Here is a 26934-nt window from a genome sequence, read left to right on the forward strand (position 1 = left end):
CTCATGCCGGTAATTGTCAAAATCATATTCAGGGAATGGAAGCGGATCTTTTCGCTTCCTGTGCATTACTGGGCCCTGGTGGTGATGCCGCCGGTGCTGTTCTTCCTGTATGCAGGTATTTACCAGGGACAGAAAGTATATGATCTGCCGATGGCGGTATATGACGAAGATAATTCCGCCGCTACCCGTCAACTTATTTTCTTACTGGAACAAACCGAGACCATTCACTTCACCAGGAGTATCAATGATTATGATGAGTTGAAAGATGCTATGCGTAAAAACGAGATCATGGGCGCGGTGCATTTCCCGCGCAGGATGGAATCTGATATCAAGAGCCGGAAACCCACTACTGTTACGCTCTACACCAATGCAGCCTACCTGGTGCCTGCCAAACTTATTTACAAGGATGCAGCGCAGGTATTGCTCACCGGTGGTTCTGGTGTGATCCTGCAGAAACTGGTGAAGAAAGGAATGGATCCTTCCAAGGCGATGGCGCTGGTGCAGCCAATAGTTGTGTCCACTTATTCCTTGTACAATCCTGATTACAATTACCGGGAGTACCTGGTGCCGGGGCTGATCACAGTGGCCATCCAGATGATGATCATCATGGTGGCCGTACTGATGTTGAATTATGAATACACTACCCGGAGTATGGAAGAACTGGTATTGCTGGCGAAAGGATCGGCATCTGATATTATCATCGGGAAAACATTTGCGCACCTCAGTGTGAGCTGGATCAATTGGATCTTGATGGCCTGGGTAGTATTCCCTGCATTCAGTATCGGGGATGCGTTGGGTGGATGGAATTTCTTTGTGTTGTATTCGCTGATGGCATTGGCCTGTATTGGTTTGGGCGTGATGGTATCCGCCATAGTAAAGGATACGATGCTGGCAACGGATATCGGACTCTTCTATACATCGCCTGCATTCGTATTCAGCGGCTATACATTCCCGAAATGGGGTATGCCCTGGTATGATCAGTTCTATTCACATTTGCTGCCTTATAGCTGGTTCCTGGATGGCTTCATCAAAGTGTTCACGATGAGCCTTCCGCTTCATTATGCAAGGCCGGAAATATCGGCCCTGCTGGTGTTTATCGGAATTTCCTATCCCGTTGCCATCCTGGTATTACAGCGCACATGCAATAAAATCCTTGGCGTATGAGTGGGCTGAAAAGATGCTGGACCATTGCGGCCCGCGAACTGCGGACCATCGCTACAGACCATAGCCTGCTGCTGACACTGCTGCTGGCGCCGCTGCTCTATGCATTCTTTTATGGCAGTATCTATATCGATAAGGAAGAAGTGAATGTGCCATTGGCAGTAGTAGACGATGATCAGAGTTCTTTATCCAGGCTACTTACGGAACAGTTCAACAATACACAGGCGATAAGAATTGTAGGAGCGAAAGATGTGCGGCAGGCGCAGGAAATGCTGAACAGGGAAGAGGTTCAGGGCTATATCTATCTGCAGAAGGGTTTGGAAGAGAAAGTGATGGCATTGCAGCAAGCCAATATTGTGCTGGCAGTGAGTGTGAGCAGGTTCCTGCCGCCCAGCGATCTCCTGGGTGCTGTAACACAGGTAAGCATGACCGTTAGTGCAGGCGTCCGCCTGAAATACTTTCAGAAGAAAGGGATGACGGAAGCCATCGCCATGCAGGAAACCAATCCCGTGGCGCTGGATTACAGGCCTTTGTTCAATGAGAGGACCAGCTATGGCGCTTACCTGTTGCCCGGATTGCTGATGCTGATATTACAGCAGACATTACTGATAGGGCTTGCCGCCAGCATGGCCAGGGAAAGGCAGGAGCGGACATTCGGTGAATTGTATCAGTTGGCCGGAAATCGCTTTACTATCGCTTTTACAGGTAAGGGCGCATTTTATTTTGTCCTGTATGGAATTTATGCTTTATTCTTTCTTACAGTTAATTTCACTATTCTCAAATTACCGATACGGGGAGATTATTTTTCGCTCGTATTGTTGATCGGATTGTTCATTGCCACTCTGATACCGATGGCGCTCTGGCTTGGCTCATTGTTCAAAACCACTTTACTGGCGGTGCAGCTCATGGGTTTTTCCACTTATCCATTTTTTCTAATCACAGGTTATGCCTGGCCATATGAGGAATTGCCCTTCTTCCTGAAAGCATTGAGTTCCTTGTTGCCAACCACGCCTTTCTTGCAGGCTTACACCACTATAGTACAGCAGGGTGGTGATCTGTGGCAGGCCATCCCGCAGGTGACGCACCTGGCGGCACTCTGGCTGACCTATGCAATATTGCTCGCCATCAATATCCGCCGGAAATACAAGGTGTAAACCATTTCCTCTGCTGGCTGTTATCACTCCATATCATCAAACATTTTTTATGGATCTTCAATTAAAAGGGAAAAAAGCATTGATCACAGGCTCAACAGCAGGGATCGGATTTGCCACCGCCGCATTGTTATTGCAGGAAGGGGCTGAAGTGGTGATCAATGGAAGAAGCCGGCACAGGGTTAACAAAGCAGTGGAGGAACTGAAGGCAAAGGTGCCGGGGGCAAACGTAGCAGGCATTGCAGCGGATTTTGCAAAAGTGGAAGAAGTGAATGACTTGCTGAAGCAATTACCTGAAGTGGATATCCTGATCAACAACGTTTCTATTTTCGAGCCCAAACCATTCACAGAGATCCCTGATGAGGACTGGCTTCGTTTTTACGAGATCAATGTAATGAGCGGTGTTCGCCTGAGCCGTCATTATCTGAAGCCGATGCTGGCGAAGAACTGGGGCAGGATCATTTTCATTTCCAGTGAATCAGGTATCAATATCCCTGAAGAGATGGTGCATTACGGTATGAGCAAAACGGCACAATTGGCCATCAGCAGGGGGCTTGCAGAATACACGAAGGGAAGCAATGTAACGGTAAATGCCGTATTGCCCGGGCCTACGATGTCTGAAGGTGTGGGCACATTCATGCAGGACCTGGCGAAAGACCAGCACACCAATGTTAATGAAGTGGAAAAGAATTTCTTCAAAGATGCGCGCCCAACTTCACTACTGCAACGATTTACTGCGGTGGAGGAAATAGCGAATATGATCGTGTATGTTGCCAGTCCATTATCATCCGCCACCAATGGCGCAGCACTGCGTGCAGATGGTGGAGTGGTGAAATCCATCTACTGATCTTTTTTGGCTAATGTGGATAAAACCTCATGCAAATGAGGCGCCTGCTCATTTTTTGGTATCATTCTTGCAAAAATTTTTACGACAGATTCTACTCCCTCACCGTATCGAACATTTAAAAGAAGTGGCTGTACAGAAGGCGCTGACTCTCTAAGCATGATGGAATAACTCTACGTAAAAAATTTCAACCTGATGATCTCTTTACTGCTCGTATCGCTCTACGAGTTCAAACAGTTTTTGCAAATTGTAATCTGGATTGCTGTGCCATTAACTGTAATAGCCGTAGGAATGACAATTTATTTGCATTATCGCCGCCGGAAAAAGTCAGCAGAGGCAGACAGCGGTCATCCGCTGCTGGATGCTTCCGAGTGGAAGCTCGCATTGGCAGGGAGTTCTGCCGTAGCGGGTCCTGTTTCCTCAGAGCCATTGCCCGACTGGCTTGCCAGCTCCAATCCCGATAATACCACCCTGCTCAAAAAATATGAAGCTGAAGTACGACGCTACAGGGAAGATTATGCCGTACTGAAAGAAGACTATAAAGAGCTGGAATTCAAATACGAAGATCTCCGCAACAAAGCCTATAACGGAAAGTACTCCAATGAGGGCGAAGAGAAGCCGCTCTCCGCGCAGGAGAAGGAAAAACTGCAACAGCAGGTCCGTGATGCAGAGCAGGCCTTAGTGAATGCCAATGCAGAGATTGAAAGATTGCAAAAGCAATATGCTGCGCTTCAGCAGCAGGCTCCCGCTTTAAATTCCAATATTCCAACCGACGCAGTTGCCATCGATGTACAACGGATCACCGTTCTGGAAGAACTGCTGGCAAAGGCAGAAGAAGAGAACAATAAGTTGAAGAACAGGCTCAGCGAAGGTGAATACCTGCAGGACCTGGCGCAGGAAAAGAAATTACAGGTCGATTTCCTGCAACAACAACTGGAACAAAGGATAAAAAACTTTCACCAGTTGGAAAGAAAGGCAGATGAAGCAGCTACTCATCTCCGTGAGATGAAAGATAAGAGCGAGAAATTCGAGTATCGCATTCAGGTGTTGTCGGAGGAGCTCACAGAGAAGCAGGGTGAAGTAACGAAGATCAGCGAAGAAGCCATCGGGTGGCGCACTACTGCGCAGATCAGCCAGCAGGAACAGCAGGTTCAGCAGCAACAGATTGAAGAGAAGACCCTGATGGTGAACCAGCTGGAAAGCAGCCTCCGCAATATGCAGGAAGAACATCAAACGCTTCGTTCCGACATTGATTCCCGGCAGCAGGTGATGGATGGTTTGAGAGATGATCTGCTGAAGGAACAACAGAAAGCAAAAGAACTGGAAAGCAAACTGGAACTCAGCAGCAACCTCCTGGTCCGCATCTATAGTGAACTGGCCCGGTCCCTGAATGCCGGCTGGATGCAGTGGCAACAAGGCCAGGAGTCATTGCCATTGGAAATTCCGGCAGCGGAAACGGTGACTGAAAAATCCAAAGAAACAGCCTGATTGATTTCCCCGCAACGCTCCAACCCATATTCCTGTAATCCTTTCTTTGCGCCGGGATTGCAGAATATTAAGTTGCCCTTATCCTGGCAACTCTCCGCCTTATCCTTTTTCTGTACCTGATCTTTTGATAAATGATCCTGATATAGTAGCGCGGACCTGTGCCATGGTCAATGTACCTGGCGCAGGTTTTTTTTGCTTTATTGGCATCTTGCTGCAATTATTTCCCTTGTTTCCTGAACCCCACTGGTGAAAACGATTTCTGCAGGTTGCGGATGGCTGCCAGGTCTTCCGCATCACCTAATATCTCATCTATCAATCCATATTCCTTCGCTTCTTCGGCATTCATGAATTTATCCCTTCTGTACATCGATTCAATTTCTTCGTAGGAATGGCCGGTATTCTTTGCGATCACATAAAATAACTGGTCCTGCAATCTCTCCTGTTCCTGGTAAGCGATGCGCACATCCTCTGTATAACCTTTGGCGCCGCCTCCGGCAGGATGCATATGTACAGTGGCATGGGGAAGCGCATACCGTTGTCCTTTCGATCCGGCAGTGAGGAGTACCGTGCCCATGCTGCCGCTAAATCCCACTGCAATGGTGCTCACAGGCGATTTCAGGATTTTCATTGTATCATAGATGGCAAACCCTGCATAGATCACGCCGCCGGGGGAATGAATGTATAAACTGATGGGTTGATGGTTCTCACTGTCGAGGTACAGCAACTGCGCCACAATGAGATTGGCCACATTGTCATCGATGGCGGTGCCGAGAAAAATGATCCTTTCCTTCAGCAAGAGGCTGTAGATATCATAGGCGCCACGCGTGGTGGTGTCTATGACCGTTGGTATGATCGGCATATTATGGGAAGATTTGTTGCAGGAGCTGTTTGAATTGCGGGTCCTGCATGAGTGTGTGGTGAATTTTTTCCAGTTGTTCCTTTTTTTCCTGCCGCGCCTGGTAGCGGATCAGGCGATAGCTGTATTGCTGCAAAGTCACCTGTTCATGCAGATCAGGTTCGGTGAGCAGTCGCACGGCGAATGCTTTTTTTTCTTCCTCCTTCATTCGATGATGGAGGAAGCGTTCGGCCTGTTCCATATCATGCAAAGCTTTCCTCATACAGGGCCGATGTTTTTAGTTGTTCTCTTAATTTTTCCAGGCATTTGAACTTCTGTACAGTGGCTGAGCGGGCGGAAGAAAAATGGAACTGGACAGCTATTTCCTTCATACTTTGCTGATCATAATAGTAAGCCTGAAGCAATTGCATGCATTTTTTCCCGGCCGTCTTAAGGAAATGGAGCAGGGAAGTGGATAACAGGAATTCACTCTGACGGTTCTCTTCATAATACAATTCTTCTTCGTCGGACTCATCCAGGGAAGTGGTGAACAGGCGATTCCTGAATTGCCGGTTCCAGAGATTACGCACAATACCTTTGAGATAAGACCTTTCAGAAACGTTAATTTCCAGGCTGCCGGCGCTTTGCTTTTCGAAATAAATGAGGAGGGCATCATGAAAGAGGTCCTTCGCAGACTCCAGGCTTCCGCCCAGGTTGCGCACCATCAAAGCCACGGCGGGAAAGGTTTCCCGGTAGGTCCTCAACATCTCCTGTTCTGAAATTGTTGCCATATGAACACAGGGTTTTATATACTGGTGCCGGAAACCAGCCAAAGATCACCCAAAAGGTAAAAAAATTTGTGGAAACCATTTTTTATTAACTTGCGCCTATGCAACAATACCTGGACTTACTGCGCCTGGTCATCAACAAAGGCGTGTCCAAAACGGACCGGACGGGAACCGGCACTACCAGTTATTTTGGTTACCAGATGCGTTTCGATCTCAGTGAAGGTTTCCCCATGGTGACCACCAAGAAATTGCACCTCAAGAGTATTATCTACGAATTACTTTGGTTCCTCCAGGGGGATACCAATATCAAATATCTCAAGGACCATGGCGTGAGTATCTGGGACGAGTGGGCCAATGAAAATGGCGATCTGGGTCCTGTGTACGGCAAACAATGGAGAAGCTGGGCCGGCGCTGACGGCAAAACCTTCGATCAGATCAAGGATGTACTGAAGCAATTGAAAACAAATCCTGACAGCCGCCGTATCATTGTCAGCGCCTGGAATGTGGCTGAATTGCCTGAGATGGCGCTCATGCCCTGTCATGCCCTCTTCCAGTTTTACGTGGAGCCCGGTTTGAATGGCGGCAGGCCCAAACTGAGCTGCCAGCTATACCAGCGTTCTGCCGATGTATTCCTCGGCGTGCCATTCAATACTGCCTCCTATGCTTTACTCACCATGATGATAGCACAGGTTTGCGATATGGAGCCCGGCACTTTTGTGCATACTTTCGGGGATGTACATCTGTACAATAACCATCGTGAACAGGCTGCACTGCAGCTGACCAGAACGCCGTTCCCGCTGCCACAGATGAAACTGAACCCGGAAGTGAAGGACCTCTTCAGTTTCAGGTTCGAAGACTTCAGTCTGGAGAACTATCAGAGCCATCCAGGCATTAAGGCACCTGTTGCGATATAATTTCCAGATTAATATTGTAGTTTCGCTGGCTTTTTATTCAGCACATCACCTACCAGAAAGGATATATGATCATCTCATTTGCCGTGGCTGCTTCTGAAAACAATGTGATTGGAAAAGACAACCAGTTGCTCTGGAGTCTGCCCAACGATATGAAATTCTTCAAGAACACCACCTGGGGATTTCCGGTGATCATGGGCAGAAAGACGTACGAGAGCCTGGGAAAGCCGTTGGCGGGAAGGACGAATATCGTGATCACCCGACAGGCCGGCTGGAAAGCTGAGGGTGTGATCGTAACGTCCAGCCTGGAAGAGGCCCTGAAAGCCGCGGCGCATACTGATGCCAGGGAGTCTTTCGTGATTGGTGGGGGAGAGATTTTCAAACTGGCCCTGCCATTGGCGCAAAAGATAGTGCTGACACGCGTTCATACCGTTATTGAAGGTGATGCTTTTTTCCCTCAACTGAGCCCTGCAGAATGGGAAATGGAATGGCACCAGGATTTTGAACCCGATGAGAAACACGCTTACGCCTACAGTTTTCAAATTTGGCGCAGGAAGTAGTTCCATTACCAGCATCGGTCACCTGTGATAGTAACCCAGCCCACCCGGTTATTGAGAAAACCACTGATACCATATTGAATCAATTCTTAGTAAGATTTGCATGTATTCGCGCTGGCAACTAGCACAAAAATTTATCCGTTACTACCTTACTGCCATGAATGGAAAGGGCCATGGTGTTCATTCCCCTTTCGTTTATGAATTCATCACCCATGTGCTGAACGACAATAAGCACTACGATGCCTATGATAAAGTGGAAGCGCTCCGTCAGGAACTACTGGCCGAAGAGGCTGTGATAGAAGTGGAAGACCTGGGTGCAGGGTCCACGGTTTCCAAATCACAGAGCCGAAGTATCAGCTCCATTGCCAAACACGCGGCCAAGCCACCCAAATATGCGCAGCTCCTTTTCCGGCTGGTAAATTATTATCAACCTGAAACCATCCTGGAACTGGGTACCTCCCTCGGCATCTCTACCTGCTATATGGCCATGGCCAACCCGCATGCATACGTGATAACAGGGGAGGGCAGCAATGCCATTGCCGCAGAAGCCACCCTCAATTTCCACGATATGAACCTGCCTTTTGTAGAACTGGTGGAAGGCAATTTCGACAATACCCTTCCTGAAATGCTCGCCAGTATGTCGGTGGTGGATATGGCCTTCATCGACGGCAACCACCGTAAAGAGCCTACCCTGCGTTATTTTGATCAGATCCTGGCAAATACACATAATTTTTCCATGATAGTGCTGGATGATATTCACTGGAGCGCTGAAATGGAAGCAGCCTGGGAAGCTATCAAGGCCCATCCCCAGGTGCGTATGAGCATCGACCTCTTTTTTGTTGGTATCGTTTTCTTCCGCGAGGAATTCAAAGTGAAACAACACTTCACCATTCGATTTTAGGCGGATTTTTCACTATCTTGAACCCATAACTGAGGATTATGACGATCGGAATTTTAAAAGAACCGGCCTCCGAAACACGTGTATCCCTGTTGCCCGAAGCCGTGGCAACCCTCACCAAAAAAGGGATCACGGTACTCACAGAACAGGGCGCCGGAGAAAAAGCATACAGCCAGGACGAAGATTATACTAACGCGGGAGCACAGGTGAAGTCCCGCGGGGAGGTGGTCCAACAGTCGGATATCCTCCTGGCCATACACCCCCTCCATGAACCCATTTCTTCAAAAATCATTATCGGTGTTTATCAGCCGCTCTTTGCCCCGGCAGTGATGCAGCAATGGGCGCAGGCGGGTCTCACCACTTTCAGCCTGGATATGCTGCCCCGCACCACACGTGCGCAAAGCATGGACGTACTGAGCTCGCAGGCCAATATCGCCGGTTACAAAGCCGTACTGCTGGCTGCGAATAGCTATGGCCGTTATTTTCCCATGTTCATGACAGCGGCAGGCAGCATCGCTCCTGCAAAAGTATTGATCCTGGGAGCAGGGGTGGCAGGTCTGCAGGCCATCGCCACAGCCCGTCGTCTCGGCGCTGTAGTGGAAGTGTTCGATACACGTCCGGCTGTAAAGGAAGAAGTGATGAGCCTTGGCGCCAAATTCATTGAAGTGGAAGGAGCCGCCGACGCCAGTAAGGCCGGTGGATATGCAGTTGAACAGACAGACGAATACAAAAAGAAACAGGAAGAAAGGATTGCGCAGAGCATTGCCAAAGCGGATATCGTTGTCACCACAGCGCAGATCCCCGGTAAGAAAGCGCCCATCCTCATCTCTGAAGCCATGCTCGGCAGCATGCGCAACGGATCTGTGATCATAGACCTGGCTGCTGCTACCGGAGGCAATACGCCAGTTACAAAGAACAATGAAACCGTTCAGTACAAAGGCGTACGCATCATTGGCGACAGCAACCTGCAGGCAGGCATGCCTTCCGATGCCAGCAAATTGTACGGAAAGAATATTCTGAATTTCTTACAGCTGATCATCAGTAAAGAAGGCGCAATCGATCTGAACTGGGAAGATGACCTGGTGAAAGGCGCCTGCATCACGCATGATGGACAGGTAGTGCACGAAAGAGTAAAAGTTTCAAACTAATAAACGTATTCAGATATGGAATCAGTCTTCAACTGGATAGCCATCAATCAGCAGATGATCTACATCGTGATCCTGATGGTGTTTGTGGGAATCGAAGTGATCGGTCGTGTGCCAAGTGTGCTGCATACTCCGCTCATGAGTGGCGCCAATGCCATTCATGGCGTGGTGATCATCGGCGCCATCATCGTGATGGGCAAGGCGGAGTCCGACAATTATGTGGCGCTTATTCTCGGCTTCCTCGCTGTGGTGCTGGGAACACTCAATGTGGTGGGAGGATTTGTGGTCACAGACAGGATGCTGGAAATGTTCAAGAATAAAAAAGCTCAGAAGTAGATTGTAAACAACTGAACCGGACTACACATGTTGGAAATAAACATACTCACGCTTATTTACCTGATAGCTTCCGTTACTTTCATCATCGGCCTCAAAATGCTGAGTCATCCTGCGACTGCCCGCAAAGGCAACCTGGTAGCGGCTTTTGGCATGGGACTGGCTATTGTGGGAACTATCTTTTTATATCGTGACGACGAAGGCAACAAGCTCCATAATTACGGCTGGATCTTTGGCGGCCTTTTCATCGGAGGTGTCGTGGGAACGCTCGCCGCCAAAAAAGTAAAGATGACCGCCATGCCTGAAATGGTGAGCCTCTTCAACGGAATGGGAGGCGCCTGCGCGGCGCTCATCTCTATGATCGAGTTCCAGCATTTTGCACATATGGGATACCTGGACAAGATCGTGCAATCCTACGCAGCCGGAGATTTGATCCAGGATGCAGTGCTTACTCGTCCTGTTCCCATTGAAACACTGCTGACCATTTTTGCAGGGCTGGTGATTGGTACTGTTTCTTTTGCCGGAAGTATGATTGCCTGGGGTAAGCTGAATGGTAAGATCAAAGATTTTTCTTTCAGAGGACAACATATTTTCAACCTCGTGATGCTTACGGCCGTGCTGGCCCTTTCTGCTTACCTGATTGTGGTGGTGGCTACCGTAGAACCCAGGCCTGATCCCAACCTCGATGAAGTGATACCGAAGCAACTTGGGTCGATGCCATTGGTATTGTTCTACGCAACCTTTGGTCTGGCTATGATCTATGGTATCATGTTCGTAATGCCGATAGGTGGCGCCGATATGCCCGTGGTGATCTCATTGCTCAACTCATTCACTGGTGTGGCTGCTGCCTGCGGTGGATTCCTGTATGATAATAATGTAATGCTCACCGGCGGTATCCTGGTGGGCGCTGCGGGAACATTGCTGACGATATTGATGTGTAAGGCAATGAACCGTTCGCTTAAAAATGTGCTCATCGGTTCTTTCGGAAATAGTAGTAAACCCGCCAGTGGCGCTGGCAATAAGCCGCAGGGCGCTTACAAGGAAATTACACTCAGCGATGCGGCAGTGCTGATGAGCTATGCGCACAAAGTGATGATCGTTCCGGGCTATGGCCTGGCGGTTGCACAGGCGCAGCATGCCTGTCATGAACTGGAGAAATTACTCGAATCAAAAGGAGTGGAAGTGAAATACGCGATCCATCCTGTTGCCGGTCGTATGCCCGGGCATATGAACGTGTTGCTGGCAGAGGCCGATGTGAGTTACGATAAACTGGAAGAAATGGAACAGGCGAATGAAGAGTTCCCAACTACCGATGTGGTGCTGATCCTCGGCGCCAATGATGTAGTGAACCCTGCCGCCAAGAATGATCCTTCTTCCCCGATCTATGGTATGCCCATCCTCGAAGTGGAGCTGGCCAAGAATGTGATCGTGAACAAGCGGAGTATGAAACCCGGCTATGCAGGAATTGAAAATGATCTTTTCTTTCAACCCAAAACTTCCATGTTGTTTGGCGATGCCAAAAAAGTGTTGCAGGATCTGATCGGTGAGATCAAAAATTTATAATGGGGAGTGATATGGAATTACCGGTTGCGTTACTGCAATCGCTGGAAGGAGTGCCCGGTTATCAACGGGAAGCATTTGAAGCCGTTCACCGCTCGGGTGAACAGGTCACTTCTGTTCGCGTCAATCCGGCCAAAGCTGCCTTGCTGGCCGGTGGAATGGATACTTATCGGATAAGCCTGCCTGTTAGTGGCAAGATCCCCTGGACAGACAATGGCTACTATCTTCAGGAGCGTCCTTTCTTTACATTCGATCCTTTATTGCATGCAGGCGCCTACTATGTTCAGGAGGCCAGCAGTATGTTTGTGGAGCAGGCGATGCGGCAGACGCTCGATCTGAGCCAGAAACTGCGCGTACTGGATGGCTGTGCCGCGCCTGGTGGCAAAAGCACGCACCTGCAATCACTGATCTCTGCAGATAGTTTGCTGGTGAGCAATGAAGTGATCAGGTCACGCGCCTCCATACTTGAGGAGAATCTCGTGAAATGGGGTGGGGCGAATGTGATGGTGACGAACAATGATCCTGCAGATTTTGGTTCCCTCGAAAATTTCTTCGATGTGTTGATGATCGATGCGCCCTGCAGTGGCAGTGGATTGTTCCGCCGCGAGCCCGAAGCCATTGCAGAGTGGAGCCCACATGCAGTGCAGCTCTGCAGCCAGCGGCAGCAGCGGATCCTGGCCGATTATTATCCTTCATTGGCAGAAGGTGGCACCCTTATTTATTCTACCTGCTCCTATTCGAAAGAAGAAGATGAACAGATCATCGACTGGTTACTGAATAATTTTGAACTGGAACCATTGCCTTTGCAATTGCAGGCGGATTGGAATATTGTGGAAGTGGAGTCGCCTGAACGGAAAGGATTTGGATACCGTTTCTTCCCCGACCAGGTAAAGGGGGAAGGATTTTTCCTTGCCGCTTTCCGGAAAAAAGACGGCGGTCAGTTCCATTACCGCGCTCCGAAGAGGCCCAAAGTGCAGAAAGCATCAAAAGCCGAAGTGTCTGTTGTGATGCCCTGGCTGAAAGAGGATGCAGGCATTCAATTATGGAAACAACAGGAGCAATTGCTGGCATTCCCTGCATTATTGGAACAGGAATTGCTGGTGGTTGCTGACAATTTATACGTGCGACATGCCGGGATCACCGTTGGAAAACTGGCCGGGCAGCAACTGGTGCCCGATCATTCGCTGGCGATGAGCACCCTGCTGCATCCTTCAACTGTTGCGGTATCGTTAAAAAAGGAGGATGCCCTGCAATATTTGAGAAAGGAACAAGTTATTTTACCGGACGCTCCCACTGGATGGGCATTGGTGAAATTTGAAAATCTGCCATTGGGCTGGATGAAGGTCCTGCCCAACAGGATTAACAACTATTATCCATCCAACTGGCGGGTCCTGAAAAGCGGAAGCAATTAAAATATTCTACATTTGCACGGTTACGAAACAAGTAAGCTATGACAAGCATCAGCCGATTTCTTTTGATCTGTGGTCTTTTTTTGGTTCAGCTGGCATCTGCTCAGAGCCCGCTGGTTGTGCACGGAGCTACACCTCAGTTGTACCTTACTCACACAGTAGTGGCTAAAGAGAACTGGTACAGTGTGGGACGTATTTACAACCAAAGCCCGAAAGAGATGGCGCCGTTCAATGGTCTGGACATGGAAAAACCATTGGCCATTGGCCAGGTGCTGAAGATCCCGCTCACAGACATGAACTATACACTCGATGGTTCCAAAGCCTCCGATGAAGTGCTGGTGCCTGTTCATCACGTGGTGGCTGATAAAGAATGGATGTACCGTATCAGCATCGGTCATAACAAAGTGCCTATCGCCAATCTTGAAAAATGGAATAATGTTACGAATGATCAGCTTCGTGCCGGTATGAAGCTGATTGTAGGATACCTGAAAGTAAAAACCGGCCAAAGCCCGTTGGTGGCGATAGCAACCAATAAACCGGTGACCAGCGCCGGGCCCATCGTTAAAACCGATCCTCCTGCACAGCCCGCACCTGTTAAGGATGTGGCAGTTACTACACCTCCCGCCAACAAACCAGTGGACCCGGTTGTACAGCCAACACCCAAACCTGAGCCGGTGAAAACAGAACCTGTTAAAGAAGAACCGAAATCAACGGGACCTGCCACATCAGAGCCCGTTGCAAACAACAGTGGACCTGTTAATTTCAAAGGTGGCTATTTCAGGAGTAATTTCAACAACACCGGCAAAGGCACATCAGGTAATGCAGCAATCTTCCGTAGCAACAGCGGATGGAAAGATGGCAAATATTATGCGCTGATGAATAATGTGCCTGTAGGGACTATTGTAAAAGTATCTTTCTCTTCTACCAATAAAACCGTCTACGCAAAAGTATTGGGACAAATGCCCGAGATGAAGGAGAACATCGGGTTGAACCTCAGGCTCAGTGATGCAGCAGCAACTGAGCTGGGAGCTACAATCGGGAAGTTCTATGTGAATGTGGAGTGGTAAGAAGTATTGCTGGTCAAAACCGGAACCCTCTCAAAAAGTCCTCCACCAGCATTCTTTTTTTCCCTTCCAGTTGCAGATCCAGCACATGGATATACCCATCTGCTGCTGCAAATTTCAAAAACGTTTTGTGATCTGTCAGCACTGCACCGGGATGCAATGAAGGTTCTCCATGTTCTTTCTTTGCCTGGAAGATCTTCAGCGTTTTATCCTGCAGATAAGTAAAGGCTGTAGGGTAGGGCGATAACCCCCTGATCAGGTTATACACCTGATCTACCGGTAACGACCAATCGATTTTCTGTGTTTCCGTGAAAAGTTTGGGAGCATGTTTGAGTTCCACTCCATCGGCAGCTTCTTCCTGTGGTAATGGACGGATAGTTCCGGCAGCCAGTTCCTGCACCGTTCTCACCAGCAGCTCTGCGCCGATATTCTTCATCGTATCATGTACATCTCCCGCGGTATCTGTTTCATTGATGGCGAATTTTTCCTGCAGCAGGATATTGCCTGTATCGATGGCATGTTGCAATTGAAAAGTAGTAACTCCCGTGTATGCCTCACCGTTGATCACGGCCCAGTTGATGGGCGCTGCCCCGCGATACTGCGGCAGCAAAGAACCGTGCAGGTTCAAAGTGCCCATGGGTGGCATATTCCAAACAACTTCGGGCAACATTCTAAAAGCCACAACGATCTGTATATCGGCATTCAGTGCGCGCAATGCTTCCAGGAACTGAGGATCGCGGAGTTTTTCAGGCTGGAGAAGATTCAGCCCGCGTTCCGCCGCATATTTCTTTACTGCACTCTCCGTGAGCTTCATGCCTCTGCCCGCCGGTTTATCCGGCGCCGTTACCACACCCACGATATTACCTCCTGCCTGTACCAGCGCATCCAGCGATGCTACTGCAAACTCAGGCGTTCCCATAAAAATGATGCGGAGGTCTTTAAATGATTTCATGATATATCGAGTTTTAAAATGAGCTGTTCAGATTTGCCCGGGACTTCGTAAATTGGAATAGCAAAGATGCGTTCCTTTTTTTAATATTCAGGTAATCTGATTCCCTTAGCTTCGTCTGCCCTCTCATTTTTAAAAGCCAGTTACATGAAATCGATTCTTTTGCTGACCGATTTTTCCGACAATGCATTTCTTGCAGCAGAATATGCCTGCATGCTCGCAAAAAAATGGAAAACAGAACATATCGTTATCTTTTATGCCGATCAGGCCAATGCTGCGTTGGAGAGCATGCCAACTGTTGCTGCGGGCCGGGAAGAGTTGCGTAATGAGACCATCCACACGCTGGAAGTGTGGCAGGGTTCACTCCGTCAATTGGCCGGGCCTGGCGTTGAAGTGAGCTTTTTTATGGAGGACACTATCCTTGAAAGCAGGATCAACCGTATCTGTGAAGAAAAAAAGATCGATCTCGTAGTAATGGGCATCACCGGCAGAACGGGCATGGAGAAATTACTGATTGGCAGCAATGCGATCCGTGTAATGGAAAATATACGTTACCCTTTACTGATAGTGCCATCAGAAACTGTGGTGGAATATCCGCAGAAGGTGGTGCTGGCCACAGATCTGAAAGATGTAAGGGAAAAAATGGACACGCCCCTGTTGTTGAAAGTGCTCGATACTTTGGAATCAGCCCTCCTGGTGGTGAACGTGAGTCAGAAAGAAGGCGAAGTAACCGGGCTCAGGGACCAGATCGGTGATACACATTCGCTGCTCGACAAATACCATGCAACATATCATTACATCAATGATCCCGATATAGTAACAGGCATCAATGATTTCACCAATGAAAAAGATGCAGGGCTGATCATCGCCCTGCACCGTCACCAAAACGGCCTGGCTGCCATTTTCCGGAAAAGTGTAACCAAAAGGTTGGCCTGGCATAGCAATATCCCGGTATTGGTATTGCCTGTTTCGTAATTGTCAGTGGTCTGAATAGATCAGGTATTTCTTCCTGATATCCCTGAACTCCTTCAGTCCGGGTTCCCAGCTGGCGCGGATCTCTTCTTCCGTTTTGCCATCTTTCAATTGTTGTTGCAGTTCGGCATTGCCTGCGAGTTTATTGAAGAATGCGCCTTTATTGAGAAAGAAGGAATCTTTTTTCGGGAACAGGCGGTAAGCTTCGAGTAACCATTTCAGTTGTATTCTGCCATCGATCTGTTTCAGTATTTCTTCCGGCGATCCATCGATCTCCCATCCATAGCAGAGCTGGTCTTTCAGTTTCGGGTTACCGGCCCCGGGCACGCCTCGCGGGGTAAAGCTTTTCAGCGATGAGGGAAGTGATGGGTGTCCGAATATCCTGAATGGCATCGGCGTACCCCGACCCTCGCTCAATGCGGTACCTTCAAAGAAGCAGGTGCTGGGATAACAATAGATACTTTGGATATCCGGCAGGTTGGGAGAAGGTTTTACGGGTAGCGCATATTTCTGGCTATGCCTGTAATTGAGGCAGGGGAGCACCATCATCCTCAGTTTTTCTTTGCTTTGTAAAAAAGCAGCAAGATCATTACGGTTGTTGAATTCTTTGACTGCTGCATTGCCCAGGTTGAATTTTCCTTTTATCCATTTTTGTCCAACCAGCATTTTTGCATATTCTCCTATAGTCATGCCATACACTACAGGAACAGGCTGCATGCCCACGAAGGAGCGGAAAGCTGTATCCAGTACAGGGCCATCTACATAGAACCCATTGGGGTTGGGCCTGTCCAGCACCAGCAGTGGTTTACCGTTTTCAAAGGCGGCTATCATATATTCTTCCAGTGAAGAGATATAAGTGTAGAACCTGGTGCCCACATCCTGTATATCGAAGATCATCAGATCAACATTCTTAAGATCTTCTGCTGAAGGGCGGCGTTTGGAGCCATAGAGGGATACCACGGGGATACCCGTCTTCTTATCTTTATAGTTCCCAACTTTTTCCCCTGCATCAGCAGTACCCCTGAATCCGTGCTCAGGGCCAAATACAACGGAGATCCTGAAGCCCTTGCTATGGAGGAGGTCTACCAGGTTCACTCCTTTTACCTGTGAAGTATGATTGGCGAAGATGGCGAGCCTTTTCCCCTTCAACTGTGCAAGCAGGGCCGGAACTCTTTCTGCGCCAGTGATAATATTATTGATATCGTCCGGTCTTACGCCCCAGTTGGCGTTCTGCTCCCGGGCTGTGGCTGAAATGGCCGTAGCAATGCAAACAAGTAATACACTGAAAATTCGATTCATACTTTACTTCTTTGAGATCTCAAAGATAGTCCAAACTCCGGGCCGGAACCTGGTCTGGAGCGTGAAATGCCCTGTAATTCTGATTTGGCAAGGCAGGATAATTCCTGTTACTTTGTACCTATACCTTAAAAATCTTTACTGTTATGCAACAAGCTAAAAACGGCGATACTGTAAAAGTGCATTATCATGGTCGTTTAACCGATGGGACCACTTTCGATTCATCTGAAGGCAGGGAGCCATTGGAATTCCAGGTAGGCACCGGTTCAGTTATTGCCGGATTCGACCAGGGTGTTGAAGGAATGAGCATCGGTGAAAAGAAGACCATCAATATTCCGGTTGAACAGGCTTACGGTCCGAAAGACCCGGGAATGATCGTTGAGTTCCCGATTGCCAACTTTCCTCCCGATATGAAACCCGAAGTAGGCATGCATCTGAATATGACTAACGGGGCAGGACAAGTGATTCCTGTAGTGATCACAGGTGTGGGTGCAGACACTGTTACCCTGGATGCCAATCACCCTCTTGCCGGTCAGGACCTCGTGTTCGATATTGAACTGGTAGCTATCGACAATCCTTCCCGCATCATTATGCCCTAAGCATTTCTGTTGTGGAATGCTGCAATTAAACATAGTAAAAACCCGGTATTGACAATTACCGGGTTTTTTTATAGTTTGGCGGCAAAGTTAATCCCTATGAAAGCCCTCAAAAAGTTAAGCATCTCTTTGTGCATTTGCCTCATTTCTTTTGCAGCATTTTCCCAGGACACAGCTGCTATTTCCAGGAACGCAAAATTCTATGCAGACAGCATGATGCGTTCTTACTTCTACGCAAACTGGGAAGCATTCCACAACCTCACCACTTATTCGGCCGTAAAATATTACGGTGGTAAAGATGCTTATAAAGAGCATTTCAAAACCATGTACTATCACAATGAGCCCAATAAGGATATCGACAAACCCGAACAAACGTCCATGATCACACTCATGAACAAGGGAACAGATGAATGGCAATGTGTACTGGAAAAGATCCGGTATACGGAGATGGACAACCGGAAATGCCGTATCTATTCCTACCTGGTAGGTCAGTCGAAGGATGATGGTGAAACCTGGACATTTGTTGATGCTGGACAAAATTCAGAGAAGAACATCATTTACATTTTTCCAGATGTGTTTGGCACACTCGCAATTCCCGAATACAGGATCGTGTATGCAGATGTGGAAGCCGCCGAAGCGGAAGCAAAAGCCAGGGCAGAAGCAGCCGCAGCAGCCAAACCGGCAAAGCCTAAAAAGCCTGCACCAAAAAAGAAATAATGGAAAGAAATCTACGCTTCAGCTGATTTTCTTTTTTCAAAGGCAAGATACAGGAGCAGGATCGCTGTGAGTAGCAGGAATGTTGCCATCAGCGATCCTTCAAATCCGAACTTATCGCCGGTCAGCAAGGGATTACCGCTCAGTTCCACCTGCAGAACACCAGGAAGCCCCAGCCCGCTTACTCCGTAGCCGAGTACAGGCCCCTGAAGGAAGTTCCATCCGAAATGAAAAAAGATGGAAAACCATAAATTCTTGGTGTATACACAATTCAACCCCAGCAGCAGTCCTGCCAGCAGGAGGTTCAGTATCGCTATAAAACTGATCCCTGCATTGCTCATATGCACCAGTGCAAATAACACTGCGGATATCGCCAGTGCATTCCATTTGTTCTTGCTCACTTCAAGCAGGTTGCCTAAGATATATCCCCTGAACACCAACTCTTCGGAAAAGGCCACCAGGACCATCAGGCCGAGGCCGGTAAAGAAATAATATGGGTCGAAGGAATAGTCCGTCCAGTGCAGGTTGCCATTGGCATACAATAACAGTGATCCACAACCGAGCAGTGCGATCGATAACAGGAGCCCTACCCAGCCATCTTTGCTGAATGGCGCCAGTCCCAGGCTTTGAATGGATCGCCTGTCTACATAGATCCTGAATACTGTTACCAGGAAGAGGCTTACCAGTGAAGTGATGGCCACCAGTTGCAGCATGGTGGCAGGTGTCAGTTGCAGGTTCACCCTGCCGGTGATCACCATTGTTGCCAGCAAAACGCCCAGCAGTATCACGCAGAAAATATAGGAAAGTAGAAAAACTGTAACCCGGACCCAACCGTTGGGAATAGCTGGTAATCGTTCCATCATCTGTAGGTAATTATATATCTTGCCAAAAATACAATTCCATGTTCGATAAGTATTCATTTACTGTGAGGGAAAAATTTCTGCGATATGTGACGATCGACACTCAGAGCGATCCGCATTCCAAAACGGCTCCCAGCACCGAAAAGCAGTTTATCCTGAGCCGCCTGCTGGCAAAGGAGCTCCAGGCTATGGGCATAACTGATGCTTCGGTGGACCCACACGGTTATGTATACGCCACCATTCCTTCCAATTCTGAGAAGAATGTGCCCGTGATCTGCTTCTGCTCACATGTTGATACGGCACCGGATTGCACCGGGGCGGGGGTGAAGCCCATCGTTCATGAGAATTATTCCGGTGCAGACATCGTGCTGCCCGATGATCCCGCACAGGTGATCACCACCAGGGAACATCCCTATCTTTCCAAAAAGACCGGTGAAGACATCATCACTGCGTCCGGCACTACTTTGCTGGGAGCGGATGATAAGGCGGGTGTGGCCGTAATTATGGACATGGCCAATTATCTCATCAATCACCCGGAAGTGAAACATGGCGCTATCCGCATTCTTTTCACTACTGATGAAGAGATCGGCAGGGGGGTGGACCATGTAAGCATGGAAAAGCTCGGAGCGCAATTCGGTTATACGCTGGATGCAGGTGAGCGTGGTGTGGTGGAAGACGAAACTTTTTCCGCGGACGCCATCACATTCACTTTTTATGGAGTGAGTGCGCATCCGGGTTATGGGAAAGACAAACTGGTGAATGCCATCAAAGTGGCGTCTGCTTTCATCGATTCCTTACCCAAGGATGAACTGAGCCCTGAAACCACCGATGGTCGTTATGGCTTTGTACATCCTGTACATATCGAAGGTATCGGGGAGAAAGTGACCGTGGAATTCATTCTCCGTGATTTTGTTACGGGTAAGCTCACTGCCTATGCAAACTATCTCCGCGATAAAGCTGATGATGCGTTGAAACTTTTTCCCGGGGCGCGTGTGGATGTACAGGTGCGGGAACAATACCGCAACATGAAAGAAGTGCTGGACCAGTACCCGCAGGTGGCTGCATTTGCGAAAGAAGCTGTGGAGCGTGCAGGCATGGAAGTGATTGCCAGCAGTGCACGCGGCGGCACCGATGGTTCCAGGCTGAGTTTTATGGGACTGCCCTGCCCGAACCTTTTCACCGGTGAAATGGCATTTCATGGCAAGCATGAATATGTTAGTGTGCAGGATATGCAGAAAGCTGTGGAAATGACCGTGCACCTGGCTGCGATCTGGGAAGAAAAGGGAAGTCTTTGAATGTAGTGGGGCAGCCGAATGTCGGGGAGCACTCGCTCGCCTCCGGCGAGTGAGGAATATTTGTTCGCCTCCGGCGAACACCGCGTCGCCGGAGGCGACTAAATACAAGTCACTCGCCAGAGGCGAGCGACTGCCAGCTCTCCGGACTTTTGATCATCTCCGGATTGCATTGATGATCTTACTGGCATGTACACGCGAATTCTCGATGAACCATACATGCGTATTCATGCCTCCGCATACAACGCCGGCAAGATAGATGCCTGGCATATTGGATTCCATCGTGTCCGGGTTATAATCAGGTTGTCTGACGGCGTCTTCGGATAATCTTATCCCCGATTGCTGCAGAAGCTGGAAGTCAGGCTGGTAGCCGGTCATAGCGATCACATAATCATTGGGAATGGTGACGATGCCATCCGGGGTTTGAATATCTATCTCATTTTCTCTTATTTCTTTTATGGAAGAATTGAAAAAAGCTTTGATGCTGCCTTCTTTGATGCGGTTCTCGATATCCGGCTTCACCCAGTATTTCACCCGTTTGCCGATACTGTTCTCGCGTACTACCATTGTTACTTCAGCTCCTTTGCGGTAAGTTTCCAGCGCGGCATCCACGGCAGAATTGTTGGCGCCTACCACTACCACGCGCTGCATGGCGTAGAAATGCGGGTCTTTGTAGTAATGCGTTACTTTGGGAAGCTCTTCACCGGGAACATTCATCAGTACGGGAATATCGTAAAAACCTGTAGCGAGTATGATGAAACCTGTGTTGTAATTGTTCTTATTGGTGGTTACCGCGTACCCATTGCTGATCCGGCGGATGCCTGTGACCTTTTCCTGGAGTTGTATGTGCACATGATTGCTGGTGGCTACACGTCTGTAATATTCCAGCGCTTCCGGTCTTGTAGGCTTTACATTGTTGGAAACGAAGGGAATGCCGCCGATCTCGATCTTCTCTGAGGTGGAAAAGAAGGTCATATTGCTGGGATAATGATAGAGCGAATTCACCAGGCATCCCTTTTCGAGTATCACGTAGTTCAGCCCTGCTTTTGCCGCTTCCAGTGCACAGGCCAGCCCGATAGGGCCTCCGCCAACGATAATGAGGTCAAACTGATTCTCCATAGCCGCGCTTGAGTTATTCCAAAGATACCCACCCGCTCTTTTCTCTGATCAAAAAAATGTATTTTGGCACAAATTTTTCCCTTATGCAACAGCTTGCGCAGTACTGGTACGTCCTCGTGATCCTCCTGGTGCTCTTTGCCGGATTGAAAACGATCAACCAGGGTTATGTTGGTGTGATCACCATGTTTGGCAGATACCAGCGTGTGATCAGACCTGGTTTAAGGTTCCTGATCCCCTTCATCGAACAGATCAACCGCAGGGTAAGCGTTCAGAACCGCTCTGTTGAAATGGAGTTCCAGGCAGTGACTGCGGACCAGGCAAACGTGTATTTCAAGAGCATGCTGTTGTATGCTGTGCAAAATGATAATGAAGAAACGATCAAGAAAGTTGCTTTCAAATTCCTCAGTGAGCGTGATCTGATGCAGGCGCTCACGCGAACCATCGAAGGCACTATCCGTTCCTTTGTAGCAACCAAACGTCAGGCGGAGATCCTCGGTCTGCGCAAGGAGATCGTTGAATATGTAAAAGGACAGATCGATCATTTGCTGGAAGACTGGGGGTATCACCTGTTGGATCTTCAGATCAACGATATCACTTTCGATAAAGTGATCCTCGATTCCATGAGCAAAGTGGTGGCGAGCAATAACCTGAAAGCCGCTGCAGAGAATGAAGGACAGGCATTGCTGATCACCAAAACCAAATCTGCGGAAGCAGAAGGCAATGCCATCAAGATCGCGGCAGAAGCGGAAAGACAGGCAGCGCAATTGCGTGGTCAGGGCGTAGCGCTCTTCCGTGAAGAAGTGGCCAAAGGTATGAGCCAGGCTGCGGAACAAATGAAACAGGCCAATCTCGATACCAATGTGATCCTTTTCAGTATGTGGACGGAAGCCATCAAGAATTTTGCAGAAGTGGGTAAGGGCAATATCATTTTCCTCGATGGCAGCAGTGAAGGCATGCAAAAAACGATGGGGCAGATCATGGGTATGCTTCAGATGAAAGGCGCATCAGACAAGTAGATCATAACAATCTTTTAAGAAATATATAAACAGGTGCAATCGTTTTAGGCCCGCATTTGTTTACATTTACAACTTAAACAAAACTGGATGAACTGGTTCTTTTTACAGATTGGCGCTACTGATACGGTGAAACAGACCGTAGGAGCGGTAACCGATGCTTCTCAACAGTCAATGAATGTAATGGATATGCTCACCAAGGGCGGTCCGCTGATGATCCCTCTCGCTGCATTGTTTGTGCTGGCTGTGTTCTTCTTTTTTGAAAGATGGCTCTCCATCCGCAAATCAAGTCATCTCGATCCCAATTTCATGAACATCATCCGCGACAATATCCTGAGTGGCAACGTGCAGTCTGCACGCGCCCTGGCCAGGAACACGGCTAATCCCGTGGCGCGCATGATCGATAAAGGATTGCAGCGCATCGGCAAACCCATCGACGCCATTGAAAGGAGTATGGAGAATGTGGGCAAGCTGGAAGTGTACAAATTGGAAAAGAACCTTTCCGTATTAACACTTGTTTACGGTATCGCACCGATGTTCGGGTTCCTCGGCACCATCTTCGGTATGTTGCAGTTGTTCTACAATATCAATGCCTCCGGTGATTTCACGCCTGCACAGATAGCAGGTGGTATCTACACCAAGATGATCACTTCCGCTTCCGGTCTGATCATTGGACTGCTGGCATATGTTGGTCACAATTTCCTGAATGCACAGATCGACAAGAATGTGAACAGGATGGAAGCCGCAAGCGCAGAGTTCATCGATATTTTGCAGGAGCCTACGCGATAAGCGCACTACTGCTGACAGCAAAAACAACAGCTCATGAATTTAAGAAGAAGATTACGATCACACCAGGAGTTACATGCAGGAGCGCTCAACGATATCCTGTTCATCCTCCTTTTCTTCTTCCTGATCGTTTCAACTATCGCCAATCCGAATATTGTAAAAGTAAATAATCCCAAAGGCACTAAGGATACCAAGGCCAAACAACATATCACGGTAAGTATTGATAAGGACCAGCATTATTATCTCGGTACCAAAATGATCGATCCTATGCTGATCGATACCGTGGTGAAGGCAGAGATCCTGAAATTCAAAACGCATGTGGATACACCCGTAGTGGTGATCAATGCTGATACATCAGCTTATTTCGGGGAAGTATTCCGCATCATGAGGCTGGCTGCCAGGTCCGGCGCCAAAACAGTGGCTAACGTGAAGTAAGCCCTTCAGCTTTTATCATTCTGTCTTTTTCCTGCATATCGCGCCTGAGCGTTACCCTGCCGAATCCTTTCTCCTGAAAGAGCGCCAGGGAGGCGGCCCCCAGGTCTTCATGGATCTCCGCATATACAGTTCCTTCTTCTTTCAATTTTATCAATGAGAGCTCAGCAATTGCCTTGTAAAAGGTAAGCGGATCATTATTGCTCACAAACAATGCAAGATGTGGTTCATGTTCCAGCACATTTGCGTGCATGGATCCCTTGTTATGTTCAGGAATATAGGGAGGATTGGAAACGATGATATCCACTTCAGGTAGTTGCTCCCAAAGGGAGGCATCCAGGATGTTTTGTTGAATGAAATGTACTTCCGCTGCAAGATCAGCAGCATTTTGCTTTGCCAATTCCAGTGCGCCTGCGCTCACATCGCAACTGTATACGGTGGCCTGCGGCAATGCTTTTTTGAGGGCGATGGGAATGCAGCCGCTGCCTGTTCCTATGTCGAGTATGCGTAACTGTTGCTGGTGCTGCTGTTCATTGATGATCCAATCCACCAGTTCTTCTGTTTCCGGGCGGGGGATCAGTACATTTTCGTTTACATGGAAGCGTAAGCCATGGAACCAGGATTCTCCGAGTACGTATTGAACGGGGCGGTGGCGAAGGAGATCGGAGAGATGCTGATCGAATAAAATCTTCTGATCCGTAGTCAGATGTTCCTTTGCGTGAACCAGCCTGGCACTCTTGCTCATTCCTGTAATGCTTTCCAGCACCCAGTCTGTGATATTGGCGGCTTCCCTGGATCCGTATATAGTTGCGAGTTGCTCCTGTAGCGTCAATCTTGCTTCCTGTATGGTCATGAAACAAAGTTAGTGAGTGCCCAGTCGCTCGCCTCCCGGCGAGTGACTTTTATTTTGTCGCCTCCGGCGACGCGGTGTTCGCCGGAAGCGAACAAACAGAAGTCACTCGCCAGGAGGCGAGCGACTGGCAGCTCTCCGAGCGCCTTCCGGCCTGCCATAACCGCAGAATCCGTTATATTTGCAGGCATTATCCAATCATCCCCTTAGTAATTCTAATGCTGAACATCGCCGATCCATCTATAATGGTGCATGAGCGCTTCATGCAGCGCTGCCTGGAACTGGCTGTTCTGGGAGCAGGGCATGTTGCACCCAATCCCCTGGTGGGCGCAGTGTTGGTGCATAACGGAAGGATCATTGGAGAAGGCTACCATCAGCAATATGGCGGGCCGCATGCGGAAGTGAATTGCATCAACGCTGTGGCGGAGAAAGATAAAGCACTGATCAGCCAGTCTGTTATGTATGTGAGCCTGGAGCCCTGCGCACATCACGGCAAAACACCGCCCTGCGCGGATCTGCTGGTCCGTCATAAGATACCCCTGGTTGTTGTTGGTTGTCGCGATCCCTTTCCTGAAGTGGATGGCAAGGGAATCGAAAAAATGCGTACAGCCGGTATCGATGTGATCGTGGGCGTTTGCGGGGAGGATGCAAAGGAGATCAACAAGAGGTTCTTTACATATCATACGGCTTTTCGTCCCTACATCATTTTGAAATGGGCGCAAACGGCTGATGGCTTCATTGCCGGCATTCCGGGAGAACGCCTGTTGATCACTAATGCGCTCACCAACCGGTTTGTACATCGCTGGCGCTCCGAAGAAGCAGCGATCCTGGTGGGCACCAATACCGCCATGCAGGACGATCCGCAACTGAATGCACGCTACTGGACCGGGCCCGATCCCATCCGGCTGGTGGTGGATATGGATCTTCGTTTGCCGAAGACCCTGCAGATATTCAACGATGGTTCAAAGACCATTGTGATCAATGCTATCCGGCAGGACGAGAAAAATGGAATTCAGTACATCCGGATCGAACGGAAGAAAGAAATGGTGTCACAGATCCTGCAGGCCCTGTACCAACTGCGGATCAACAGTGTGCTGGTGGAAGGCGGAGCCGTGTTGCTGCAATCTTTCATCGATTCGGGATACTGGGATGAAGCCCGCGTGATCACCAACACAGCCCTTACAGCCGGAACAGGGTTACCTGCACCCAGGCTACTGATGGCGGAATCGGTTTACACAGAACAAATTCTAACAGACATAATTCAGGTCTTTTCAAGACCGGTGGTTTCATTATGACAACAATGATTGAGCAGGACTTCTATAGTACTATCGAGAAATCTGGCGTAGCCGAGTATAAAGACCGCGGCAGCAAATTCATCGCGTACGCTTTTCCGGTAGCCTCGGTGGAGGATTTCAAGAAAAGGCTGGAAGATGTGAAGAAAGAACATCCCAAAGCTACTCATCATTGCTTTGCCTACCGGTTAGGGACAGACGGAAATACCTATCGCGTCAGCGATGACGGCGAACCTTCCGGCACGGCGGGCAAGCCTATTCTCGGGCAGATCGACAGCAAACAGCTTACCGATACACTGATTGTTGTAGTACGTTATTTCGGCGGTACTTTACTGGGAGTACCCGGACTGATCAATGCCTATAAAAGCGCAGCCTCGATGGTATTACAGGTAACACCCGCCCTCCAGAAAGCCATCGAAGTCAATTATACCCTCACTTTCGATTACACGATGATGAATGAAGTGATGATGATCGTAAAACAGCTCAACTGCACCGTGATAGAGCAGGAAGCAATGTTGTTCTGCAAACTGGTGATCGGGATCCCCAAAGCCAGGCTGGAAGAAGCATTGTACAGGCTGGGGGATATCAGGGGAGTTGAAGTGAAGAAGAATGGCTAAAA

The 26934-nt window shown here is 48.8% G+C and carries 29 protein-coding genes; 21 read left to right on the plus strand and 8 right to left on the minus strand.

Translation table 11 applies throughout. The features are described 5' to 3' along the window. Window positions 1–3 precede the first annotated feature (3 nt). The 4 genes from D9Y29_RS22220 to D9Y29_RS22235 all read left to right on the plus strand — a co-directional run bounded on the left by D9Y29_RS22220 (window position 4) and on the right by D9Y29_RS22235 (window position 4644). A complete protein-coding gene (locus D9Y29_RS22220) occupies window positions 4–1164 on the plus strand; it encodes an ABC transporter permease (protein ID WP_127132431.1) in 1161 nt (386 codons plus the stop codon). Then, window positions 1161–2315: an ABC transporter permease gene (locus tag D9Y29_RS22225; RefSeq protein ID WP_127132432.1), complete on the plus strand. Its 1155-nt coding sequence runs from the start codon at window positions 1161–1163 to the stop codon at window positions 2313–2315. Before D9Y29_RS22220 ends, D9Y29_RS22225 begins: the two co-directional genes overlap by 4 nt. 49 nt (window positions 2316–2364) lie before the next feature. Further along, window positions 2365–3159 carry an SDR family NAD(P)-dependent oxidoreductase gene (locus D9Y29_RS22230; protein WP_127132433.1) on the plus strand — a complete coding sequence of 265 codons (795 nt, stop codon included), beginning with the start codon at window positions 2365–2367 and terminating at the stop codon, window positions 3157–3159. Window positions 3160–3447: 288 nt separating this feature from the next. Continuing rightward, the gene (locus D9Y29_RS22235) at window positions 3448–4644 is read left to right on the plus strand and encodes a coiled-coil domain-containing protein (protein ID WP_127132434.1); all 1197 of its coding nucleotides are present in this window, start codon (window positions 3448–3450) and stop codon (window positions 4642–4644) included. Window positions 4645–4861: 217 nt separating this feature from the next. Here the strand turns inward: D9Y29_RS22235 and D9Y29_RS22240 are convergent, their stop codons facing one another. Genes D9Y29_RS22240 through D9Y29_RS22250 form a run of 3 tightly spaced genes read right to left on the minus strand, consistent with a single transcriptional unit; the run spans window position 4862 to window position 6270 of the window. Then, window positions 4862–5503 (minus strand): ATP-dependent Clp protease proteolytic subunit, encoded by a 642-nt coding sequence (locus D9Y29_RS22240; protein ID WP_127132435.1) that lies wholly within the window; start codon window positions 5501–5503, stop codon window positions 4862–4864. Between the two features lies 1 nt (window position 5504). Then, window positions 5505–5762 carry a hypothetical protein gene (locus tag D9Y29_RS22245; RefSeq protein ID WP_127132436.1) on the minus strand — a complete coding sequence of 86 codons (258 nt, stop codon included), beginning with the start codon at window positions 5760–5762 and terminating at the stop codon, window positions 5505–5507. Beyond that, window positions 5743–6270 carry an RNA polymerase sigma factor gene (locus D9Y29_RS22250; RefSeq protein WP_127132437.1) on the minus strand — a complete coding sequence of 176 codons (528 nt, stop codon included), beginning with the start codon at window positions 6268–6270 and terminating at the stop codon, window positions 5743–5745. The genes D9Y29_RS22245 and D9Y29_RS22250 overlap by 20 nt, the downstream gene beginning before the upstream one ends. A 98-nt stretch (window positions 6271–6368) precedes the next feature. Between D9Y29_RS22250 and D9Y29_RS22255 the strand changes: the two genes are divergently transcribed. The 8 genes from D9Y29_RS22255 to D9Y29_RS22290 all read left to right on the plus strand — a co-directional run bounded on the left by D9Y29_RS22255 (window position 6369) and on the right by D9Y29_RS22290 (window position 14147). Further along, window positions 6369–7181, plus strand: coding sequence for a thymidylate synthase (locus D9Y29_RS22255; protein WP_127132438.1), 813 nt, complete (start codon window positions 6369–6371; stop codon window positions 7179–7181). A gap of 65 nt (window positions 7182–7246) precedes the next feature. After that, window positions 7247–7738, plus strand: a complete 492-nt coding sequence (locus D9Y29_RS22260) for a dihydrofolate reductase (RefSeq protein ID WP_127132439.1) — start codon at window positions 7247–7249, stop codon at window positions 7736–7738. A 100-nt stretch (window positions 7739–7838) separates the two neighbouring features. Continuing rightward, window positions 7839–8636 carry an O-methyltransferase gene (locus tag D9Y29_RS22265; protein WP_127132440.1) on the plus strand — a complete coding sequence of 266 codons (798 nt, stop codon included), beginning with the start codon at window positions 7839–7841 and terminating at the stop codon, window positions 8634–8636. Window positions 8637–8674: 38 nt separating this feature from the next. Continuing rightward, the gene (locus D9Y29_RS22270; protein ID WP_127132441.1) at window positions 8675–9781 is read left to right on the plus strand and encodes an NAD(P) transhydrogenase subunit alpha; all 1107 of its coding nucleotides are present in this window, start codon (window positions 8675–8677) and stop codon (window positions 9779–9781) included. Window positions 9782–9796: 15 nt separating this feature from the next. Continuing rightward, a complete protein-coding gene (locus D9Y29_RS22275; RefSeq protein ID WP_127132442.1) occupies window positions 9797–10114 on the plus strand; it encodes an NAD(P) transhydrogenase subunit alpha part 2 in 318 nt (105 codons plus the stop codon). A 27-nt stretch (window positions 10115–10141) separates the two neighbouring features. Continuing rightward, the gene (locus D9Y29_RS22280; protein ID WP_206513849.1) at window positions 10142–11674 is read left to right on the plus strand and encodes an NAD(P)(+) transhydrogenase (Re/Si-specific) subunit beta; all 1533 of its coding nucleotides are present in this window, start codon (window positions 10142–10144) and stop codon (window positions 11672–11674) included. A gap of 11 nt (window positions 11675–11685) precedes the next feature. Next, window positions 11686–13083 carry a methyltransferase RsmF C-terminal domain-like protein gene (locus D9Y29_RS22285; RefSeq protein WP_127132443.1) on the plus strand — a complete coding sequence of 466 codons (1398 nt, stop codon included), beginning with the start codon at window positions 11686–11688 and terminating at the stop codon, window positions 13081–13083. Between the two features lie 38 nt (window positions 13084–13121). Continuing rightward, window positions 13122–14147 (plus strand): LysM peptidoglycan-binding domain-containing protein, encoded by a 1026-nt coding sequence (locus D9Y29_RS22290; RefSeq protein WP_127132444.1) that lies wholly within the window; start codon window positions 13122–13124, stop codon window positions 14145–14147. Between the two features lie 13 nt (window positions 14148–14160). On the opposite strand, the gene fmt is transcribed toward D9Y29_RS22290, so the two are convergent. Continuing rightward, a complete protein-coding gene (gene fmt / locus D9Y29_RS22295; protein WP_241238016.1) occupies window positions 14161–15096 on the minus strand; it encodes a methionyl-tRNA formyltransferase in 936 nt (311 codons plus the stop codon). A 144-nt stretch (window positions 15097–15240) separates the two neighbouring features. Here fmt and D9Y29_RS22300 point away from each other — a divergent pair, with 144 nt between their 5' ends. Then, window positions 15241–16068 carry a universal stress protein gene (locus D9Y29_RS22300; protein ID WP_127132445.1) on the plus strand — a complete coding sequence of 276 codons (828 nt, stop codon included), beginning with the start codon at window positions 15241–15243 and terminating at the stop codon, window positions 16066–16068. 3 nt (window positions 16069–16071) lie between these two features. On the opposite strand, the gene D9Y29_RS22305 is transcribed toward D9Y29_RS22300, so the two are convergent. After that, a complete protein-coding gene (locus D9Y29_RS22305) occupies window positions 16072–17364 on the minus strand; it encodes an exo-beta-N-acetylmuramidase NamZ family protein (RefSeq protein WP_127132446.1) in 1293 nt (430 codons plus the stop codon). A 143-nt stretch (window positions 17365–17507) separates the two neighbouring features. Here D9Y29_RS22305 and D9Y29_RS22310 point away from each other — a divergent pair, with 143 nt between their 5' ends. Together D9Y29_RS22310 and D9Y29_RS22315 are read left to right on the plus strand one after the other, a co-directional pair. Next, a complete protein-coding gene (locus D9Y29_RS22310) occupies window positions 17508–17960 on the plus strand; it encodes an FKBP-type peptidyl-prolyl cis-trans isomerase (protein WP_127132447.1) in 453 nt (150 codons plus the stop codon). Between the two features lie 96 nt (window positions 17961–18056). Then, a complete protein-coding gene (locus D9Y29_RS22315) occupies window positions 18057–18674 on the plus strand; it encodes a hypothetical protein (protein WP_127132448.1) in 618 nt (205 codons plus the stop codon). An 11-nt stretch (window positions 18675–18685) separates the two neighbouring features. On the opposite strand, the gene D9Y29_RS22320 is transcribed toward D9Y29_RS22315, so the two are convergent. Then, window positions 18686–19534: a CPBP family intramembrane glutamic endopeptidase gene (locus D9Y29_RS22320; protein WP_164735516.1), complete on the minus strand. Its 849-nt coding sequence runs from the start codon at window positions 19532–19534 to the stop codon at window positions 18686–18688. A gap of 86 nt (window positions 19535–19620) precedes the next feature. Between D9Y29_RS22320 and pepT the strand changes: the two genes are divergently transcribed. Further along, window positions 19621–20826 carry a peptidase T gene (gene pepT / locus D9Y29_RS22325; RefSeq protein WP_241238017.1) on the plus strand — a complete coding sequence of 402 codons (1206 nt, stop codon included), beginning with the start codon at window positions 19621–19623 and terminating at the stop codon, window positions 20824–20826. A gap of 153 nt (window positions 20827–20979) precedes the next feature. On the opposite strand, the gene D9Y29_RS22330 is transcribed toward pepT, so the two are convergent. Further along, entirely contained in the window at window positions 20980–21942 is a 963-nt protein-coding gene (locus tag D9Y29_RS22330) for a YpdA family putative bacillithiol disulfide reductase (protein ID WP_127132451.1), read from the minus strand. A gap of 83 nt (window positions 21943–22025) precedes the next feature. Between D9Y29_RS22330 and D9Y29_RS22335 the strand changes: the two genes are divergently transcribed. The 3 genes from D9Y29_RS22335 to D9Y29_RS22345 all read left to right on the plus strand — a co-directional run bounded on the left by D9Y29_RS22335 (window position 22026) and on the right by D9Y29_RS22345 (window position 24176). After that, complete coding sequence (locus D9Y29_RS22335) at window positions 22026–22958, plus strand: SPFH domain-containing protein (RefSeq protein ID WP_127132452.1); 933 nt, start codon at window positions 22026–22028, stop codon at window positions 22956–22958. Window positions 22959–23045: 87 nt separating this feature from the next. Next, window positions 23046–23744, plus strand: a complete 699-nt coding sequence (locus D9Y29_RS22340) for a MotA/TolQ/ExbB proton channel family protein (protein WP_127132453.1) — start codon at window positions 23046–23048, stop codon at window positions 23742–23744. A gap of 33 nt (window positions 23745–23777) precedes the next feature. Beyond that, window positions 23778–24176, plus strand: coding sequence for an ExbD/TolR family protein (locus tag D9Y29_RS22345; protein ID WP_127132454.1), 399 nt, complete (start codon window positions 23778–23780; stop codon window positions 24174–24176). Here the strand turns inward: D9Y29_RS22345 and prmC are convergent. After that, window positions 24163–25026: a peptide chain release factor N(5)-glutamine methyltransferase gene (gene prmC, locus D9Y29_RS22350; protein ID WP_127132455.1), complete on the minus strand. Its 864-nt coding sequence runs from the start codon at window positions 25024–25026 to the stop codon at window positions 24163–24165. The two genes, D9Y29_RS22345 and prmC, sit on opposite strands and share 14 nt — an antisense overlap. 215 nt (window positions 25027–25241) lie before the next feature. Here prmC and ribD point away from each other — a divergent pair, with 215 nt between their 5' ends. Together ribD and D9Y29_RS22360 are read left to right on the plus strand one after the other, a co-directional pair. Then, window positions 25242–26318 (plus strand): bifunctional diaminohydroxyphosphoribosylaminopyrimidine deaminase/5-amino-6-(5-phosphoribosylamino)uracil reductase RibD, encoded by a 1077-nt coding sequence (ribD, locus tag D9Y29_RS22355; protein ID WP_241238018.1) that lies wholly within the window; start codon window positions 25242–25244, stop codon window positions 26316–26318. Next, window positions 26315–26932, plus strand: a complete 618-nt coding sequence (locus tag D9Y29_RS22360; protein ID WP_241238019.1) for an IMPACT family protein — start codon at window positions 26315–26317, stop codon at window positions 26930–26932. The genes ribD and D9Y29_RS22360 overlap by 4 nt, the downstream gene beginning before the upstream one ends. Window positions 26933–26934 lie beyond the last annotated feature (2 nt).

Source organism: Pseudoflavitalea rhizosphaerae (assembly GCF_003991355.1).
GTDB lineage: Bacteria > Bacteroidota > Bacteroidia > Chitinophagales > Chitinophagaceae > Pseudobacter > Pseudobacter rhizosphaerae.

What these genes read in the sequence shown, in the direction of transcription:
- D9Y29_RS22315 (WP_127132448.1), top strand. Translation starts at nt 18,057, where the DNA reads ATGAAAGCCCTCAAAAAGTTAAGCATCTCTTTGTGCATTTGCCTCATT.
- D9Y29_RS22235 (WP_127132434.1), top strand. Translation starts at nt 3,448, where the DNA reads ATGACAATTTATTTGCATTATCGCCGCCGGAAAAAGTCAGCAGAGGCA.
- D9Y29_RS22245 (WP_127132436.1), bottom strand. Translation starts at nt 5,762, where the DNA reads ATGAGGAAAGCTTTGCATGATATGGAACAGGCCGAACGCTTCCTCCAT.
- D9Y29_RS22275 (WP_127132442.1), top strand. Translation starts at nt 9,797, where the DNA reads ATGGAATCAGTCTTCAACTGGATAGCCATCAATCAGCAGATGATCTAC.
- D9Y29_RS22340 (WP_127132453.1), top strand. Translation starts at nt 23,046, where the DNA reads ATGAACTGGTTCTTTTTACAGATTGGCGCTACTGATACGGTGAAACAG.
- D9Y29_RS22360 (WP_241238019.1), top strand. Translation starts at nt 26,315, where the DNA reads ATGACAACAATGATTGAGCAGGACTTCTATAGTACTATCGAGAAATCT.
- D9Y29_RS22220 (WP_127132431.1), top strand. Translation starts at nt 4, where the DNA reads ATGCCGGTAATTGTCAAAATCATATTCAGGGAATGGAAGCGGATCTTT.
- ribD (WP_241238018.1), top strand. Translation starts at nt 25,242, where the DNA reads ATGCTGAACATCGCCGATCCATCTATAATGGTGCATGAGCGCTTCATG.
- D9Y29_RS22300 (WP_127132445.1), top strand. Translation starts at nt 15,241, where the DNA reads ATGAAATCGATTCTTTTGCTGACCGATTTTTCCGACAATGCATTTCTT.
- D9Y29_RS22320 (WP_164735516.1), bottom strand. Translation starts at nt 19,534, where the DNA reads ATGATGGAACGATTACCAGCTATTCCCAACGGTTGGGTCCGGGTTACA.
- D9Y29_RS22280 (WP_206513849.1), top strand. Translation starts at nt 10,142, where the DNA reads ATGTTGGAAATAAACATACTCACGCTTATTTACCTGATAGCTTCCGTT.
- D9Y29_RS22345 (WP_127132454.1), top strand. Translation starts at nt 23,778, where the DNA reads ATGAATTTAAGAAGAAGATTACGATCACACCAGGAGTTACATGCAGGA.
- D9Y29_RS22330 (WP_127132451.1), bottom strand. Translation starts at nt 21,942, where the DNA reads ATGGAGAATCAGTTTGACCTCATTATCGTTGGCGGAGGCCCTATCGGG.
- D9Y29_RS22225 (WP_127132432.1), top strand. Translation starts at nt 1,161, where the DNA reads ATGAGTGGGCTGAAAAGATGCTGGACCATTGCGGCCCGCGAACTGCGG.
- D9Y29_RS22270 (WP_127132441.1), top strand. Translation starts at nt 8,675, where the DNA reads ATGACGATCGGAATTTTAAAAGAACCGGCCTCCGAAACACGTGTATCC.
- D9Y29_RS22290 (WP_127132444.1), top strand. Translation starts at nt 13,122, where the DNA reads ATGACAAGCATCAGCCGATTTCTTTTGATCTGTGGTCTTTTTTTGGTT.
- D9Y29_RS22335 (WP_127132452.1), top strand. Translation starts at nt 22,026, where the DNA reads ATGCAACAGCTTGCGCAGTACTGGTACGTCCTCGTGATCCTCCTGGTG.
- D9Y29_RS22230 (WP_127132433.1), top strand. Translation starts at nt 2,365, where the DNA reads ATGGATCTTCAATTAAAAGGGAAAAAAGCATTGATCACAGGCTCAACA.
- prmC (WP_127132455.1), bottom strand. Translation starts at nt 25,026, where the DNA reads ATGACCATACAGGAAGCAAGATTGACGCTACAGGAGCAACTCGCAACT.
- D9Y29_RS22240 (WP_127132435.1), bottom strand. Translation starts at nt 5,503, where the DNA reads ATGCCGATCATACCAACGGTCATAGACACCACCACGCGTGGCGCCTAT.
- D9Y29_RS22305 (WP_127132446.1), bottom strand. Translation starts at nt 17,364, where the DNA reads ATGAATCGAATTTTCAGTGTATTACTTGTTTGCATTGCTACGGCCATT.
- D9Y29_RS22310 (WP_127132447.1), top strand. Translation starts at nt 17,508, where the DNA reads ATGCAACAAGCTAAAAACGGCGATACTGTAAAAGTGCATTATCATGGT.
- D9Y29_RS22250 (WP_127132437.1), bottom strand. Translation starts at nt 6,270, where the DNA reads ATGGCAACAATTTCAGAACAGGAGATGTTGAGGACCTACCGGGAAACC.
- D9Y29_RS22265 (WP_127132440.1), top strand. Translation starts at nt 7,839, where the DNA reads ATGTATTCGCGCTGGCAACTAGCACAAAAATTTATCCGTTACTACCTT.
- D9Y29_RS22260 (WP_127132439.1), top strand. Translation starts at nt 7,247, where the DNA reads ATGATCATCTCATTTGCCGTGGCTGCTTCTGAAAACAATGTGATTGGA.
- fmt (WP_241238016.1), bottom strand. Translation starts at nt 15,096, where the DNA reads ATGAAATCATTTAAAGACCTCCGCATCATTTTTATGGGAACGCCTGAG.
- D9Y29_RS22285 (WP_127132443.1), top strand. Translation starts at nt 11,686, where the DNA reads ATGGAATTACCGGTTGCGTTACTGCAATCGCTGGAAGGAGTGCCCGGT.
- D9Y29_RS22255 (WP_127132438.1), top strand. Translation starts at nt 6,369, where the DNA reads ATGCAACAATACCTGGACTTACTGCGCCTGGTCATCAACAAAGGCGTG.